Source organism: Clostridium sp. CM041 (assembly GCF_055081035.1).
Map to the genome: position 1 here is coordinate 2,239,580 of NZ_CM143648.1, position 16,489 is coordinate 2,256,068.

A 16,489-nucleotide genomic window follows, 5' to 3' on the forward strand; every position below is an offset into this window, starting at 1 on the left:
TATTCATCAAATGTTCGTATTCCTTAGGTTGGAACCCTACCTATGGCCTCCTTGAGCTCACCCCTCACATTTGATACCTTGCCTTTAGCTATTGGTTGGTAACTACAGTCTCCCACTGTGGACTTTCTACCTAGTTAATTTCCCATGCCGGGCACACTAAAAAAGAAGTATAATCATAGCTCAATTATACTTCTTATATATATCTATTGTTTATTTTTAAAATATGCTTTTTCTTTTAGTAATTTAATTTTATTCATAAGACCATCACTAGGCTCAAAATAAAACTTTTTAAAGTTATCTCCTACTTTATATATACAACAAAACTTACTCCTAATAAACGTAGAACAAATATACTTTTTACTGCTACTAATATGAACATCTGCACTGTAGTTTCTATATTTACCAATATAATCTATATCCTTTAATTTAATATCTTCTAGTATTTTAACCTCTTCACCTTTTATTTTATGAATAATGAATTGATCCGCTACAATTGAATACTTATACTTAACCTTACATTTTGAAAACTCCATATAACAAAGAGCAATCATTAGTGTATTAAAGAACATAGTTACAAACGTCTTAATATTTATTCTGCCTATACTCACTTTAGGGAATACGTCTGATAAGCATATAAATACAATTAATGTAATAAACAACAATATTATAGCTGAAATTTTTTTTCTTTGAACCATCTCTTTATACATGAAAGCCAGACCCCCTAAATCAATTAAAAATGCTAAATACAAATAGTTTTGTGACCAACATATGTGATTATACTAGCATTTCATATATTAATCTACTTATGCTAAGCTCACTATAGTGCGTATACCATAATATATGCCCATATACGTTACTTATACTAATACATATGTATCAGTATAGGTATTTCTAGCTTTTTCGCTATATTTCTTATTTTTAATAAATAATGTAGATATTTTATATATTTATGTCCACTAAAAAATGAACTGAGCATATCTAAAACAAACGAACCTTTACCATTTACTATAATAAATAATGAAGTTGGTAGACCTCGTGTAATTATGTTTAAACATTTATTGTACACTCCTCCGTTAGTTAGCTTAGATGGCCCTTTTCATCCTATTGACTCCACAAACATTCTGGGCGCAGCACAAAAAAACACTTTGTAATATTTACAAAGTGTTTTGGAGGCGCCACCCGGATTTGAACCGGGGAATAAAGGTTTTGCAGACCTTGACCTTACCGCTTGGCTATAGCGCCATAACTTGGTGGCTAGACCAGGAATCGAACCAGGGACACGAGGATTTTCAGTCCTCTGCTCTACCGACTGAGCTATCCAGCCACATTACCTGGCGACAACCTACTCTTCCACAAGGTCACCCCTGCAGTACCATCGGCGCATTGAAGCTTAACCTTCGTGTTCGGTATGGGAACGGGTGTTACCTTCATGCCATAATCACCAGATTGAGAATATAAATATTCTCTGAAAATTGCACAGTGAATTAGTCTTTTCGCTCACGCTCAAAGCCTCGCTTCTTCCTTTGTCAGAAGCTTAGTTTCTTTCTTACGAAAGAAATAGTTCCTGTAAAAGAAGTATATCGCATTACTTTTAATTATTTATTTAGGTCAAGCCCTCGACTTATTAGTATTAGTCAGCTGAACATGTTACCATGCTTACACCTCTAACCTATCAACCTGGTGGTCTTCCAGGAGTCTTACTAACTTGTGTTAAAAACACGCGTTATGGGAAATCTCATCTCAGGGTGGGCTTCACGCTTAGATGCTTTCAGCGTTTATCCCTTCCAAACATAGCTACCCAGCGATGCCACTGGCGTGACAACTGGTGCACCAGAGGTTTGTCCATCCCGGTCCTCTCGTACTAAGGACAGCTCCCTTCAAATTTCCTACGCCCGCGACGGATAGGGACCGAACTGTCTCACGACGTTCTGAACCCAGCTCGCGTGCCGCTTTAATGGGCGAACAGCCCAACCCTTGGGACCTACTTCAGCCCCAGGATGCGACGAGCCGACATCGAGGTGCCAAACCTCCCCGTCGATGTGGACTCTTGGGGGAGATCAGCCTGTTATCCCCGAGGTAGCTTTTATCCGTTGAGCGATGGCCCTCCCACGAGGTACCACCGGATCACTAAGCCCGACTTTCGTCCCTGCTCCACTTGTAAGTGTCGCAGTCAGGCTCCCTTCTGCCTTTGCACTCTTCGCGCGATTTCCAACCGCGCTGAGGGAACCTTTGGGCGCCTCCGTTACTTTTTTGGAGGCGACCGCCCCAGTCAAACTGCCCACCTAACAATGTCCTGTGACCAGATTCATGGCCTCCAGTTAGAACCTCAGTACTGTCAGGGTGGTATCCCAAGGATGACTCCACACAGGCTGACGCCCATGTTTCTCAGTCTCCCACCTATCCTGTACAGACAATACCGAAATTCAATGCTAAGCTACAGTAAAGCTCTACGGGGTCTTTCCGTCCAATCGCGGGTAGCAAGCATCTTCACTTGCACTACAATTTCGCCGGATGTGTTGTTGAGACAGTGCCCAAATCATTACGCCATTCGTGCGGGTCGGAACTTACCCGACAAGGAATTTCGCTACCTTAGGACCGTTATAGTTACGGCCGCCGTTTACTGGGGCTTAAGTTCATAGCCTCGCTTGCGCTAACTAATCCCCTTAACCTTCCAGCACCGGGCAGGCGTCAGCCCCTATACATCAGCTTTCGCTTTAGCAGAGACCTGTGTTTTTGCTAAACAGTTGCTTGGGCCTATTCTCTGCGACCTACTTTCGTAGGCACCCCTTCTCCCGAAGTTACGGGGTCAATTTGCCGAGTTCCTTAACAACAATTCTTCCGATGGTCTTAGGATTCTCTCCTCACCTACCTGTGTCGGTTTGCGGTACGGGCACCAATATCCTCGATAGAGACTTTTCTTGGCAGCGTGGAATCAGATACTTCAGGAATAAATTCCCTTCCCCATCACATCTCAGCGTTAAGAGCAAACGGATTTGCCTGCTTGCTCCGCCTAAATGCTTAGACACACATCCAATAGTGTGCACATCTTATCCTCCTGCGTCATCCCATTTCTAATAACGTCCATTGGTGGTATCGGAATATCAACCGATTGTCCATCACCTACGCCTTTCGGCCTCGGCTTAGGTCCCGACTAACCCTGAGAGGACGAGCCTTCCTCAGGAAACCTTAGGTTTTCGACCGTTAAGATTCTCACTTAACTCTCGCTACTCATGCCAACATTCTCACTTCTGTACCGTCCACCACTCCTTACGGTATGACTTCAGCCAGTACAGAAAGCTCCTCTACCGCGTACACAATTGTGTACACCCATAGCTTCGGTGGTAAGTTTTAGCCCCGGACATCTTCGGCGCAGGATCTCTTGACTAGTGAGCTATTACGCACTCTTTAAATGAGTGGCTGCTTCTGAGCCAACATCCTAGTTGTCTTAGAAATCCCACATCCTTTTCCACTTAACTTACACTTTGGGACCTTAGCTGATGGTCTGGGCTGTTTCCCTTTTGACTACGGATCTTATCATTCGCAGTCTGACTGCCGAAATAAAAGTATATGGCATTCGGAGTTTGATAGGGTTCAGTAACTGTTGTCAGCCCCTAGCCCATTCAGTGCTCTACCTCCATTACTCAATTAATCGACGCTAGCCCTAAAGCTATTTCGAGGAGAACCAGCTATCTCCGAGTTCGATTGGAATTTCTCCGCTATCCACAGCTCATCCCATGGTTTTTCAACACCAACGTGGTTCGGACCTCCACGGAATTTTACTTCCGCTTCATCCTGGCCATGGATAGGTCACCCGGTTTCGGGTCTACGACATGCAACTATGCGCCCTATTCAGACTTGGTTTCCCTTCGGCTCCGTACCTTAAGTACTTAACCTTGCTACATATCGTAACTCGTTGGCTCGTTCTACAAAAAGCACGCCGTCACACATATAAAGTGCTTCGACCGGTTGTAGGCACACGGTTTCAGGTTCTATTTCACTCCCCTTCCGGGGTTCTTTTCACCTTTCCCTCACGGTACTTCTTCACTATCGGTCACTAGGTAGTATTTAGCCTTGGGAGGTGGTCCTCCCAGCTTCCCACAAGGTTTCACGTGTCTCGTGGTACTCTGGATTAGATCTGACTGTTTTTCCTTTTCATTTACAGGCCTATTACCTTCTGCGGAGCAGCTTTCCAGCTATCTTCAATTAAGGAATTGCAGTATTTATGATCTATCCTCAACCCCCAGGTCAAAGACCTGGGTTTGGGCTCTTTCCCTTTCGCTCGCCGCTACTTAGGAAATCGATATTTCTTTCTCTTCCTCCGGGTACTTAGATGTTTCAGTTCCCCGGGTCTACCTCTGCATACCTATTTATTCAGTATGCAGTACATAGTTGTTACTATGTGGGTTCCCCCATTCGGAAATCTTTGGATCACAGGCTATTTGCGCCTACCCAAAGCTTATCGCAGCTTAACGCGTCCTTCTTCGGCTCCTAGTGCCAAGGCATTCGCCATGCGCCCTTTGTAGCTTGACCTTGATTCTGTCTATTTACATAGACGGTTATATTAATTTTGCGAAATTGTATTAAATTAATTTATAAACTACTTGCGTAGTTTTAATTTTTTTAAAACAACTTTTTTCACTGTGCAATTTTCAAAGAACATTTTAAGAAAAACTATTCATTATCTAACTCCTAAGAGTTAGATAAAATTAGTCTCTCAAAATTAAACAGAGAACTAGGTACGATTAATTACAATAGATATTTTTGAAGAACAAATTAATATTCTTCTATTGCATCGACCGAAGTCAATACATCTACTCCCTAGAAAGGAGGTGATCCAGCCGCAGGTTCTCCTACGGCTACCTTGTTACGACTTCACCCCAATCATCAATCCCACCTTCGGCCGCTGGCTCCTTACGGTTACCTCACGGACTTCGGGTGTTACCAACTCTCATGGTGTGACGGGCGGTGTGTACAAGGCCCGGGAACGTATTCACCGCGACATGCTGATTCGCGATTACTAGCAACTCCGGCTTCATGTAGGCGAGTTGCAGCCTACAATCCGAACTGGGATGAGTTTTTGAGTTTGGCTCCACCTTGCGGTCTTGCATCTCTTTGTACTCACCATTGTAGCACGTGTGTAGCCCTAGACATAAGGGGCATGATGATTTGACGTCATCCCCACCTTCCTCCCGGTTAACCCGGGCAGTCTCACTAGAGTGCTCAACTTAATGGTAGCAACTAATGATAAGGGTTGCGCTCGTTGCGGGACTTAACCCAACATCTCACGACACGAGCTGACGACAACCATGCACCACCTGTCACCCTGTCCCGAAGGACTTCGCCCATCTCTGGGTTATGCAGGGGATGTCAAGTCTAGGTAAGGTTCTTCGCGTTGCTTCGAATTAAACCACATGCTCCGCTGCTTGTGCGGGCCCCCGTCAATTCCTTTGAGTTTTAATCTTGCGATCGTACTCCCCAGGCGGAATACTTAATGTGTTAACGGCGGCACCGAGGTTCGACCCCCGACACCTAGTATTCATCGTTTACGGCGTGGACTACCAGGGTATCTAATCCTGTTTGCTCCCCACGCTTTCATGCCTCAGCGTCAGTTACAGTCCAGTAAGTCGCCTTCGCCACTGGTGTTCTTCCTAATCTCTACGCATTTCACCGCTACACTAGGAATTCCACTTACCTCTCCTGCACTCTAGACACCCAGTTTCAAATGCAGCACCCAAGTTAAGCTCGGGTATTTCACATCTGACTTAAATGTCCGCCTACGCATCCTTTACGCCCAGTAAATCCGGACAACGCTTGCCACCTACGTATTACCGCGGCTGCTGGCACGTAGTTAGCCGTGGCTTCCTCCTCTGGTACCGTCATTATCGTCCCAGAAGACAGAACTTTACAACCCGAAGGCCTTCATCATTCACGCGGCGTTGCTGCGTCAGGGTTTCCCCCATTGCGCAATATTCCCCACTGCTGCCTCCCGTAGGAGTCTGGACCGTGTCTCAGTTCCAATGTGGCCGATCACCCTCTCAGGTCGGCTACGCATCGTCGCCTTGGTGAGCCGTTACCTCACCAACTAGCTAATGCGCCGCGGGTCCATCTCAAAGTGGAATTTTCTAAAAGAAAAATCCTTTGATGTTTCGATCATGCGACCAAAACATATTATGCGGTATTAATCTCCCTTTCGGGAGGCTATTCCCCTCTTTGAGGCAGGTTACCCACGTGTTACTCACCCGTCCGCCGCTAATCCACCCCGAAAGGTTTCATCGCTCGACTTGCATGTGTTAGGCACGCCGCCAGCGTTCGTCCTGAGCCAGGATCAAACTCTCAATTTAAAAGTTTACACTTTTTTAGTTGAAATGATTAATCTGCGACAACTGTTAAGTTGTTACGCAAGCTCATTACATACTTTTAGTCTTACGACTAAATTTTACTTTATACTAAAGTAATTAACTGGTTTAACGAAATATTATTTCGCTATCTTTACCTATTTCTCTGTTTAATTTTCAAAGACCAATTTGTTATTTGTATCTACCGTCATGTGATGACTTCTACTATTTTACTGTTTAGTTTTAATTTTGTCAACACTTTTTTATATGTTAACATCCTCAAACCCGACATCATCACTTTCTTTCGACGACAAGAATTATTTTAACACAACAAAATAATCGTATATTTGAATTATGGCTCATATATTCAATTTATTCTCATTTATCTCCACTATTCACTATTAATTCTAATAATATCACATATTGATACACTAGGATAAGTATATAGTTTTTTAACTATATTTGTAGATTTTGAAGTTCCTATTATATTTTATTTACTTATTAACAACAACTAACTTTTTTAGACTGTTATACTATAGTTAAGGAGTTGAGCTTATGTGCTATGGATTATTAAAAACAATTATAAAAAACACTGCTAGTATAGTTTTTTTTGGAGGTGCAGGCGTATCTACAGAAAGTTGTATTCCTGATTTCCGTTCTGCAAAGGGTCTATATAATATAGAAACTGATTTGAAATTTCCTCCTGAAGTTATTTTAAGTCATTCTTTTTTTATAAATCATACCGAGGACTTTTTTAAATTTTATAAATCCAACATGATTTTTGAAGATGCAATTCCCAATGATGCGCATATTGCATTATCTACCCTAGAAGAAAAGAATAAATTAAAAGCTATAATCACTCAAAATATTGATGGTTTGCATCAAATGGCAGGATCCAAAACTGTATACGAACTTCATGGATCTATACGTAAAAATTACTGTATGAAATGCAATAATTTTTTTAACTTAAATTATATGCTAAATAGTAAAACCATAGTTCCTAAATGTAATGTCTGTGGTGGTATTATTAAACCAGATGTAGTTCTTTATGAAGAAAGTTTAGATATGTCCGTCTTGAATAGCTCTATTAAAGCGATAAGTATTGCTGATACACTGATTGTGGGTGGCACGTCTCTTGTGGTATACCCCGCTGCAAATCTCATAAAATATTTCACAGGAAATAATTTAATTCTTATTAACAAGTCTTCTACCCCTTATGACAAACAAGCAAATTTAGTAATTCATGATAGTATAGGTAAAGTTTTAAGTACAGTATGTAAATTTTAATTTAGTTGAATATAAATTTATTTTTTTAACCAATCGAGTAGGAGCTAAATAATTAATTTATTTAGCGACCTCTCACACCACCGTGCATACCGTTCGGTACACGGCGGTTCAATAGAAATTAATGTTTTAATAAATATGTCTCAGATATAGAAACTAATCCTATATTTTTAAGGTATTTATTGGTCAATGTTTTGTTTAATATAGGGCTATTGGATGTTCTCCAATAGCCTTTCCTTGTATTTGCATATTGCAAAGCTTTATTGTTTGGTATTCCTAATTTAACAAGGTTCCCATATTTTGTTTTAATCTTTTTCCATTGTTTCCAAAAACACATTCTAATTCTTCGCCTTAACCATTCATCAAGTGTTTTAAGAATACTTTTAATGTCTGCAATAGCAAAATAATTTATCCATCCAACTATCACTTGCTTAAGTTTCATAAACCTATATTTCATGCTCATCGCATTACTTCTTGAAGTTAATTCTTTTAGCTTTGCTTTGAATTTGATTATAGGTTTTTGAGGAACTCTCATTCTGTATTCACCTTTTGCCCGGTAAAATGAAAATCCTAAAAATTTAAGTTTCCAAGGTCTATCTACTGTACTCTTTTCTTTATTCACTCTAAGCTTTAACTTTTCCTCAATAAATCTCGTAATACTCTTCATTACTCTATTTGCTGATTTCTCACTTTTGACGTATATATTCGCATCATCAGCATATCTACAAAAGTTTAGTCCTCGTTTTGTTAGTTCTACATCGAGTTCATGTAACATTACGTTACTTAATAATGGGGACAAAGGCCCGCCTTGAGGTGCTCCTTCTTCTGTATTCATAAATACCCCATTTATCATCACTCCACTTTGTAGATACTTTCGTATCAGAGAAATTACTCTACTATCTTTAATATCTTCCGATAGTATCCTTATTAATTTATCATGATTTATCGTATCAAAGTATTTAGAAAGGTCTATATTCACCGTCCATGTATGTCCAGCATTAATATATCCCCTACATTTTTCAACAGCTTGTTTTCCACTTCTTAAAGGTCTAAAACCGTAACTATTATCAGAAAATTTCTTTTCATATACTGGTATTAGAGTTTGTGATATCGCTTGCTGAATAACTCTATCTAATACAGTAGGTATTCCAAGTAGCCTAATTCCACCGTCAGGTTTTGGTATTTCTACCCTTCTTACGGCTAGAGGTCTATATCTACTTTCTAATAATGATTGCCTTAATTCTTGTCCATGCTCTTTTAGATAATGTAGAAGTTCATCTACTGTCAAACCATCAATCCCATGACTTCCTTTATTGGCTTTTACTCTTTTATATGCTTTATTCATATTATCTCTCGATAATATCTGCTCGAGTAAACCATTATCATATTCATTCACATCGTTTCTTCCTTCTTCTGACATAGAGGAAATACTATGCACTTCTACATTACCTTCGAGTTCCACTCTATTCTCTCGTAGAGAGCCTTCTTTATGAAGTTGTCTGCTTTTATCATATTTTCTCGTATCCTTCAAAATTCCAAAACCTCCTATTGTTCAGTCCTTCCCACGCTAACGCGTTTTGCATGGTACTATGACGTCTGCTGACTTCTGATAGTTCAGCCATACATCACTGTATGGGTTGTTATTTCTAAATTCATATCCACAACTTACCTATCAGATCTCCCCGGGTAAGAACGCAATCTTTCACTCCATCTATCTGCTACATTTACACCACTTGTTTCGAATAGTTTTGGGCTTCGTTTTGTATTGCAAACTTACCCACAAGCATATGCCTTATATGTAGTTTCTGTTCGTCAGACCGGAGTTTGGCCGCCAACTTCCTTCAGATTCCATCTCACGATGGACACCCTTGTCTTAAGCTATGCACTTGGCACTATTAACCCGTGCTAGGGACTTTCACCCATTAGATTGCGCCCATGCCGGGCGCACAATAAAAACCGCTAAGTATAACTTAGCGGTTTTTTCTTACCTGGCGACAACCTACTCTTCCACAAGGTCACCCCTGCAGTACCATCGGCGCATTGAAGCTTAACCTTCGTGTTCGGTATGGGAACGGGTGTTACCTTCATGCCATAATCACCAGATTGAGAATATAAATATTCTCTGAAAATTGCACAGTGAATTAGTCTTTTCGCTCACGCTCAAAGCCTCGCTTCTTCCTTTGTCAGAAGCTTAGTTTCTTTCTTACGAAAGAAATAGTTCCTGTAAAAGAAGTATATCGCGTTATTTCTAATTATATATTTAGGTCAAGCCCTCGACTTATTAGTATTAGTCAGCTGAACATGTTACCATGCTTACACCTCTAACCTATCAACCTGGTGGTCTTCCAGGAGTCTTACTAACATCGCACTTACGTGCGAGTTATGGGAAATCTCATCTCAGGGTGGGCTTCACGCTTAGATGCTTTCAGCGTTTATCCCTTCCAAACATAGCTACCCAGCGATGCCACTGGCGTGACAACTGGTGCACCAGAGGTTTGTCCATCCCGGTCCTCTCGTACTAAGGACAGCTCCCTTCAAATTTCCTACGCCCGCGACGGATAGGGACCGAACTGTCTCACGACGTTCTGAACCCAGCTCGCGTGCCGCTTTAATGGGCGAACAGCCCAACCCTTGGGACCTACTTCAGCCCCAGGATGCGACGAGCCGACATCGAGGTGCCAAACCTCCCCGTCGATGTGGACTCTTGGGGGAGATCAGCCTGTTATCCCCGAGGTAGCTTTTATCCGTTGAGCGATGGCCCTCCCACGAGGTACCACCGGATCACTAAGCCCGACTTTCGTCCCTGCTCCACTTGTAAGTGTCGCAGTCAGGCTCCCTTCTGCCTTTGCACTCTTCGCGCGATTTCCAACCGCGCTGAGGGAACCTTTGGGCGCCTCCGTTACTTTTTTGGAGGCGACCGCCCCAGTCAAACTGCCCACCTAACAATGTCCTGTGACCAGATTCATGGCCTCCAGTTAGAACCTCAGTACTGTCAGGGTGGTATCCCAAGGATGACTCCACACAGGCTGACGCCCATGTTTCTCAGTCTCCCACCTATCCTGTACAGACAATACCGAAATTCAATGCTAAGCTACAGTAAAGCTCTACGGGGTCTTTCCGTCCAATCGCGGGTAGCAAGCATCTTCACTTGCACTACAATTTCGCCGGATGTGTTGTTGAGACAGTGCCCAAATCATTACGCCATTCGTGCGGGTCGGAACTTACCCGACAAGGAATTTCGCTACCTTAGGACCGTTATAGTTACGGCCGCCGTTTACTGGGGCTTAAGTTCATAGCCTCGCTTGCGCTAACTAATCCCCTTAACCTTCCAGCACCGGGCAGGCGTCAGCCCCTATACATCAGCTTTCGCTTTAGCAGAGACCTGTGTTTTTGCTAAACAGTTGCTTGGGCCTATTCTCTGCGACCTACTTTCGTAGGCACCCCTTCTCCCGAAGTTACGGGGTCAATTTGCCGAGTTCCTTAACAACAATTCTTCCGATGGTCTTAGGATTCTCTCCTCACCTACCTGTGTCGGTTTGCGGTACGGGCACCAATATCCTCGATAGAGACTTTTCTTGGCAGCGTGGAATCAGATACTTCAGGAATAAATTCCCTTCCCCATCACATCTCAGCGTTAAGAGCAAACGGATTTGCCTGCTTGCTCCGCCTAAATGCTTAGACACACATCCAATAGTGTGCACATCTTATCCTCCTGCGTCATCCCATTTCTAATAACGTCCATTGGTGGTATCGGAATATCAACCGATTGTCCATCACCTACGCCTTTCGGCCTCGGCTTAGGTCCCGACTAACCCTGAGAGGACGAGCCTTCCTCAGGAAACCTTAGGTTTTCGACCGTTAAGATTCTCACTTAACTCTCGCTACTCATGCCAACATTCTCACTTCTGTACCGTCCACCACTCCTTACGGTATGACTTCAGCCAGTACAGAAAGCTCCTCTACCGCGTACACAATTGTGTACACCCATAGCTTCGGTGGTAAGTTTTAGCCCCGGACATCTTCGGCGCAGGATCTCTTGACTAGTGAGCTATTACGCACTCTTTAAATGAGTGGCTGCTTCTGAGCCAACATCCTAGTTGTCTTAGAAATCCCACATCCTTTTCCACTTAACTTACACTTTGGGACCTTAGCTGATGGTCTGGGCTGTTTCCCTTTTGACTACGGATCTTATCATTCGCAGTCTGACTGCCGAAATAAAAGTATATGGCATTCGGAGTTTGATAGGGTTCAGTAACTGTTGTCAGCCCCTAGCCCATTCAGTGCTCTACCTCCATTACTCAATTAATCGACGCTAGCCCTAAAGCTATTTCGAGGAGAACCAGCTATCTCCGAGTTCGATTGGAATTTCTCCGCTATCCACAGCTCATCCCATGGTTTTTCAACACCAACGTGGTTCGGACCTCCACGGAATTTTACTTCCGCTTCATCCTGGCCATGGATAGGTCACCCGGTTTCGGGTCTACGACATGCAACTATGCGCCCTATTCAGACTTGGTTTCCCTTCGGCTCCGTACCTTAAGTACTTAACCTTGCTACATATCGTAACTCGTTGGCTCGTTCTACAAAAAGCACGCCGTCACACATATAAAGTGCTTCGACCGGTTGTAGGCACACGGTTTCAGGTTCTATTTCACTCCCCTTCCGGGGTTCTTTTCACCTTTCCCTCACGGTACTTCTTCACTATCGGTCACTAGGTAGTATTTAGCCTTGGGAGGTGGTCCTCCCAGCTTCCCACAAGGTTTCACGTGTCTCGTGGTACTCTGGATTAGATCTGACTGTTTTTCCTTTTCATTTACAGGCCTATTACCTTCTGCGGAGCAGCTTTCCAGCTATCTTCAATTAAGGAATTGCAGTATTTATGATCTATCCTCAACCCCCAGGTCAAAGACCTGGGTTTGGGCTCTTTCCCTTTCGCTCGCCGCTACTTAGGAAATCGATATTTCTTTCTCTTCCTCCGGGTACTTAGATGTTTCAGTTCCCCGGGTCTACCTCTGCATACCTATTTATTCAGTATGCAGTACATAGTTGTTACTATGTGGGTTCCCCCATTCGGAAATCTTTGGATCACAGGCTATTTGCGCCTACCCAAAGCTTATCGCAGCTTAACGCGTCCTTCTTCGGCTCCTAGTGCCAAGGCATTCGCCATGCGCCCTTTGTAGCTTGACCTTGATTCTGTCTATTTACATAGACGGTTATATTAATTTTGCGAAATTGTATTAAATTAATTTATAAACTACTTGCGTAGTTTTAATTTTTTTAAAACAACTTTTTTCACTGTGCAATTTTCAAAGAACATTTTAAGAAAAACTATTCATTATCTAACTCCTAAGAGTTAGATAAAATTAGTCTCTCAAAATTAAACAGAGAACTAGGTACGATTAATTACAATAGATATTTTTGAAGAACAAATTAATATTCTTCTATTGCATCGACCGAAGTCAATACATCTACTCCCTAGAAAGGAGGTGATCCAGCCGCAGGTTCTCCTACGGCTACCTTGTTACGACTTCACCCCAATCATCAATCCCACCTTCGGCCGCTGGCTCCTTACGGTTACCTCACGGACTTCGGGTGTTACCAACTCTCATGGTGTGACGGGCGGTGTGTACAAGGCCCGGGAACGTATTCACCGCGACATGCTGATTCGCGATTACTAGCAACTCCGGCTTCATGTAGGCGAGTTGCAGCCTACAATCCGAACTGGGATGAGTTTTTGAGTTTGGCTCCACCTTGCGGTCTTGCATCTCTTTGTACTCACCATTGTAGCACGTGTGTAGCCCTAGACATAAGGGGCATGATGATTTGACGTCATCCCCACCTTCCTCCCGGTTAACCCGGGCAGTCTCACTAGAGTGCTCAACTTAATGGTAGCAACTAATGATAAGGGTTGCGCTCGTTGCGGGACTTAACCCAACATCTCACGACACGAGCTGACGACAACCATGCACCACCTGTCACCCTGTCCCGAAGGACTTCGCCCATCTCTGGGTTATGCAGGGGATGTCAAGTCTAGGTAAGGTTCTTCGCGTTGCTTCGAATTAAACCACATGCTCCGCTGCTTGTGCGGGCCCCCGTCAATTCCTTTGAGTTTTAATCTTGCGATCGTACTCCCCAGGCGGAATACTTAATGTGTTAACGGCGGCACCGAGGTTCGACCCCCGACACCTAGTATTCATCGTTTACGGCGTGGACTACCAGGGTATCTAATCCTGTTTGCTCCCCACGCTTTCATGCCTCAGCGTCAGTTACAGTCCAGTAAGTCGCCTTCGCCACTGGTGTTCTTCCTAATCTCTACGCATTTCACCGCTACACTAGGAATTCCACTTACCTCTCCTGCACTCTAGACACCCAGTTTCAAATGCAGCACCCAAGTTAAGCTCGGGTATTTCACATCTGACTTAAATGTCCGCCTACGCATCCTTTACGCCCAGTAAATCCGGACAACGCTTGCCACCTACGTATTACCGCGGCTGCTGGCACGTAGTTAGCCGTGGCTTCCTCCTCTGGTACCGTCATTATCGTCCCAGAAGACAGAACTTTACAACCCGAAGGCCTTCATCATTCACGCGGCGTTGCTGCGTCAGGGTTTCCCCCATTGCGCAATATTCCCCACTGCTGCCTCCCGTAGGAGTCTGGACCGTGTCTCAGTTCCAATGTGGCCGATCACCCTCTCAGGTCGGCTACGCATCGTCGCCTTGGTGAGCCGTTACCTCACCAACTAGCTAATGCGCCGCGGGTCCATCTCAAAGTGGAATTTTCTAAAAGAAAAATCCTTTGATGTTTCGATCATGCGACCAAAACATATTATGCGGTATTAATCTCCCTTTCGGGAGGCTATTCCCCTCTTTGAGGCAGGTTACCCACGTGTTACTCACCCGTCCGCCGCTAATCCACCCCGAAAGGTTTCATCGCTCGACTTGCATGTGTTAGGCACGCCGCCAGCGTTCGTCCTGAGCCAGGATCAAACTCTCAATTTAAAAGTTTACACTTTTTTAGTTGAAATGATTAATCTGCGACAACTGTTAAGTTGATTCGCAAGCTCATTACATACTTTTAGTCTTACGACTAAATTTTACTTTATACTAAAGTAATTAACTGGTTTAACGAAATATTATTTCGCTATCTTTACCTATTTCTCTGTTTAATTTTCAAAGACCAACTTGCTTTGTCATCATGTGACGACTTCTACTATTCTACTAGGTATTTCTTGTTTTGTCAACAACTTTTTAAAGATTATTTTCATTTGAAAACATATTAAATTGTTATCAACAGTTAGCTTATCGTGCCACTTGTTTGTGACGACAAGGAGTATTCTATCATATAAATAAGGTCATAATTTCACAACATAGGTATTCTAGCTAGATTATATTCATATTTCTACATATAGGTCTAAATAATTCAATATTTCGCATCCTGATACACATGGGTAAGTATCATTTATACTAATGATCTAGATACTCTGTTTAATATTATAAGACCTTTGTACAGCTTACCAAAATTCGTTGCTACTAATAGTCATGTTAATATATTTACATGATTCTTCATAATAACTATTCCACTTATAAAAGTAAATAGCTTCTCAATCAATACTCCAAGTATTCCAACTTTGCCAAAACAAGTAAGGCCATTTCGACCTCCAAAACTCTGATAGATTAAATATATGGTGTATTGAAACGATTCGTGAAAAAACAGCTATAAGATATTACTCTCCATTTTTGATGAACTATAAATCAAAAACGAACTACTATTTTATGGCTGGTATGGAATGACATAAAATAAGAAAGATACGACAGAACTGAATCTAAAATTATGTTACATTAACTCTACAAACTGGAATTTGACGTGGAGATTATGCTTATATACTTTCTTCTTTATCTAATATTTGCAGTAGATAATTTTTTATTAATTTCATTCTATCTTTTGGTAGCATCATAAATTTAGAAGCAATAGCAACTACCATATTTCTTTCTGGTAGGCAACAAATCACGTTACCTGCATCCCCAATAGCACAATACGCAAATTCATCTTCTTTAAATAGCCACCAAAGATATCCATAATAATTTGAATTATCCTGCAGAGATTCCTCAATCCATTCTCTTAAAATTATCTGTTTATCATTCCAATTTCCATAATTCAAATAGAGTTGTCCAAATCGAGCCATATCAACTGCTGATAAGGTAACACCCCAACCACCAGTACTGTTTCCCTTAGGATCAGATACCCATCCACAAACATTCTTACCCTTAATAAAATTCATATAGGTAGTAGTAGTTACTTCATAATTTGGAAGTTGTTTTATTTCAATTGGTTCAAATAAATATTCATTTGCAAATTCTCTTGCTGTCTTTCCGGTTGCTTTCGTAAGTATTACAGATAATAAATGCGCTCCGGCTGTAGAATACTTGAATGTACCGCACTCATCTTTTCCGCCTAATAAATCAAGCGCATATTTTGCCCAATCTGAACTACTGCATAATTCTTTAAAAGGTTCCCGCTTATAAATATATGGTGCTGTCATTGTAATAAGATGTTTTATCGTTATTTCTTGCTTTTTGCTATCTACGTGTGTGCTACCATACCCCGGAAAGAAATCCATCACCTTTTGATTTACACTTTCTATAAATCCTTTATCAATAGCAATTCCTATCAGTGTAGATAATACACTTTTTGTTACCGAAGCAACATGAACTGTATCCTCTCTTTTATAACCATTGAAATAATTTTCATAAATCGTGTTGCTATCTTTCACAACAACAATACCTGCTATATTTTTATATTTCTTTGCTATTAATTTTTCTAAGTCACCATGAAAGTATTCTTTTTTAAACACATTATTTCCTCATCACATT

General features: G+C 42.1%; 4 protein-coding genes, 2 tRNA genes and 6 rRNA genes. 1 reads left to right on the plus strand and 11 read right to left on the minus strand.

Annotation, left to right across the window (positions count from 1 at the left end; genetic code table 11):
* Positions 1-203: 203 nt before the first annotated feature.
* The 6 genes from ACWJJT_RS10445 to ACWJJT_RS10470 all read right to left on the minus strand — a co-directional run bounded on the left by ACWJJT_RS10445 (position 204) and on the right by ACWJJT_RS10470 (position 6,341).
* The gene (locus ACWJJT_RS10445) at positions 204-707 is read right to left on the minus strand and encodes a hypothetical protein (RefSeq protein WP_462954705.1); all 504 of its coding nucleotides are present in this window, start codon (positions 705-707) and stop codon (positions 204-206) included.
* 460 nt (positions 708-1,167) lie between these two features.
* Positions 1,168-1,242 (minus strand) — tRNA-Cys (locus tag ACWJJT_RS10450).
* 6 nt (positions 1,243-1,248) lie between these two features.
* Positions 1,249-1,324 (minus strand) — tRNA-Phe (locus ACWJJT_RS10455).
* A gap of 5 nt (positions 1,325-1,329) precedes the next feature.
* A 5S ribosomal RNA gene (gene rrf / locus ACWJJT_RS10460) occupies positions 1,330-1,446 on the minus strand.
* Positions 1,447-1,604: 158 nt separating this feature from the next.
* Positions 1,605-4,530 (minus strand): 23S ribosomal RNA (locus ACWJJT_RS10465).
* Positions 4,531-4,822: 292 nt separating this feature from the next.
* Positions 4,823-6,341, minus strand: a 16S ribosomal RNA gene (locus ACWJJT_RS10470).
* Together the 16S, 23S and 5S rRNA genes with 2 tRNA genes alongside form the textbook arrangement of a ribosomal RNA operon.
* 549 nt (positions 6,342-6,890) lie before the next feature.
* Here ACWJJT_RS10470 and ACWJJT_RS10475 point away from each other — a divergent pair.
* Positions 6,891-7,622: an NAD-dependent protein deacylase gene (locus ACWJJT_RS10475; RefSeq protein ID WP_462954706.1), complete on the plus strand. Its 732-nt coding sequence runs from the start codon at positions 6,891-6,893 to the stop codon at positions 7,620-7,622.
* A gap of 118 nt (positions 7,623-7,740) precedes the next feature.
* Here the strand turns inward: ACWJJT_RS10475 and ltrA are convergent, their stop codons facing one another.
* The 5 genes from ltrA to ACWJJT_RS10500 form a co-directional block, all read right to left on the minus strand.
* Positions 7,741-9,150, minus strand: coding sequence for a group II intron reverse transcriptase/maturase (ltrA, locus tag ACWJJT_RS10480; RefSeq protein WP_258280593.1), 1,410 nt, complete (start codon positions 9,148-9,150; stop codon positions 7,741-7,743).
* A 455-nt stretch (positions 9,151-9,605) separates the two neighbouring features.
* Positions 9,606-9,722 (minus strand): 5S ribosomal RNA (gene rrf, locus ACWJJT_RS10485).
* Between the two features lie 158 nt (positions 9,723-9,880).
* Positions 9,881-12,806 (minus strand): 23S ribosomal RNA (locus ACWJJT_RS10490).
* Positions 12,807-13,098: 292 nt separating this feature from the next.
* Positions 13,099-14,617: ribosomal RNA gene (locus ACWJJT_RS10495) — 16S ribosomal RNA — on the minus strand.
* 878 nt (positions 14,618-15,495) lie between these two features.
* Entirely contained in the window at positions 15,496-16,470 is a 975-nt protein-coding gene (locus tag ACWJJT_RS10500) for a serine hydrolase domain-containing protein (RefSeq protein ID WP_462954707.1), read from the minus strand.
* Positions 16,471-16,489 lie beyond the last annotated feature (19 nt).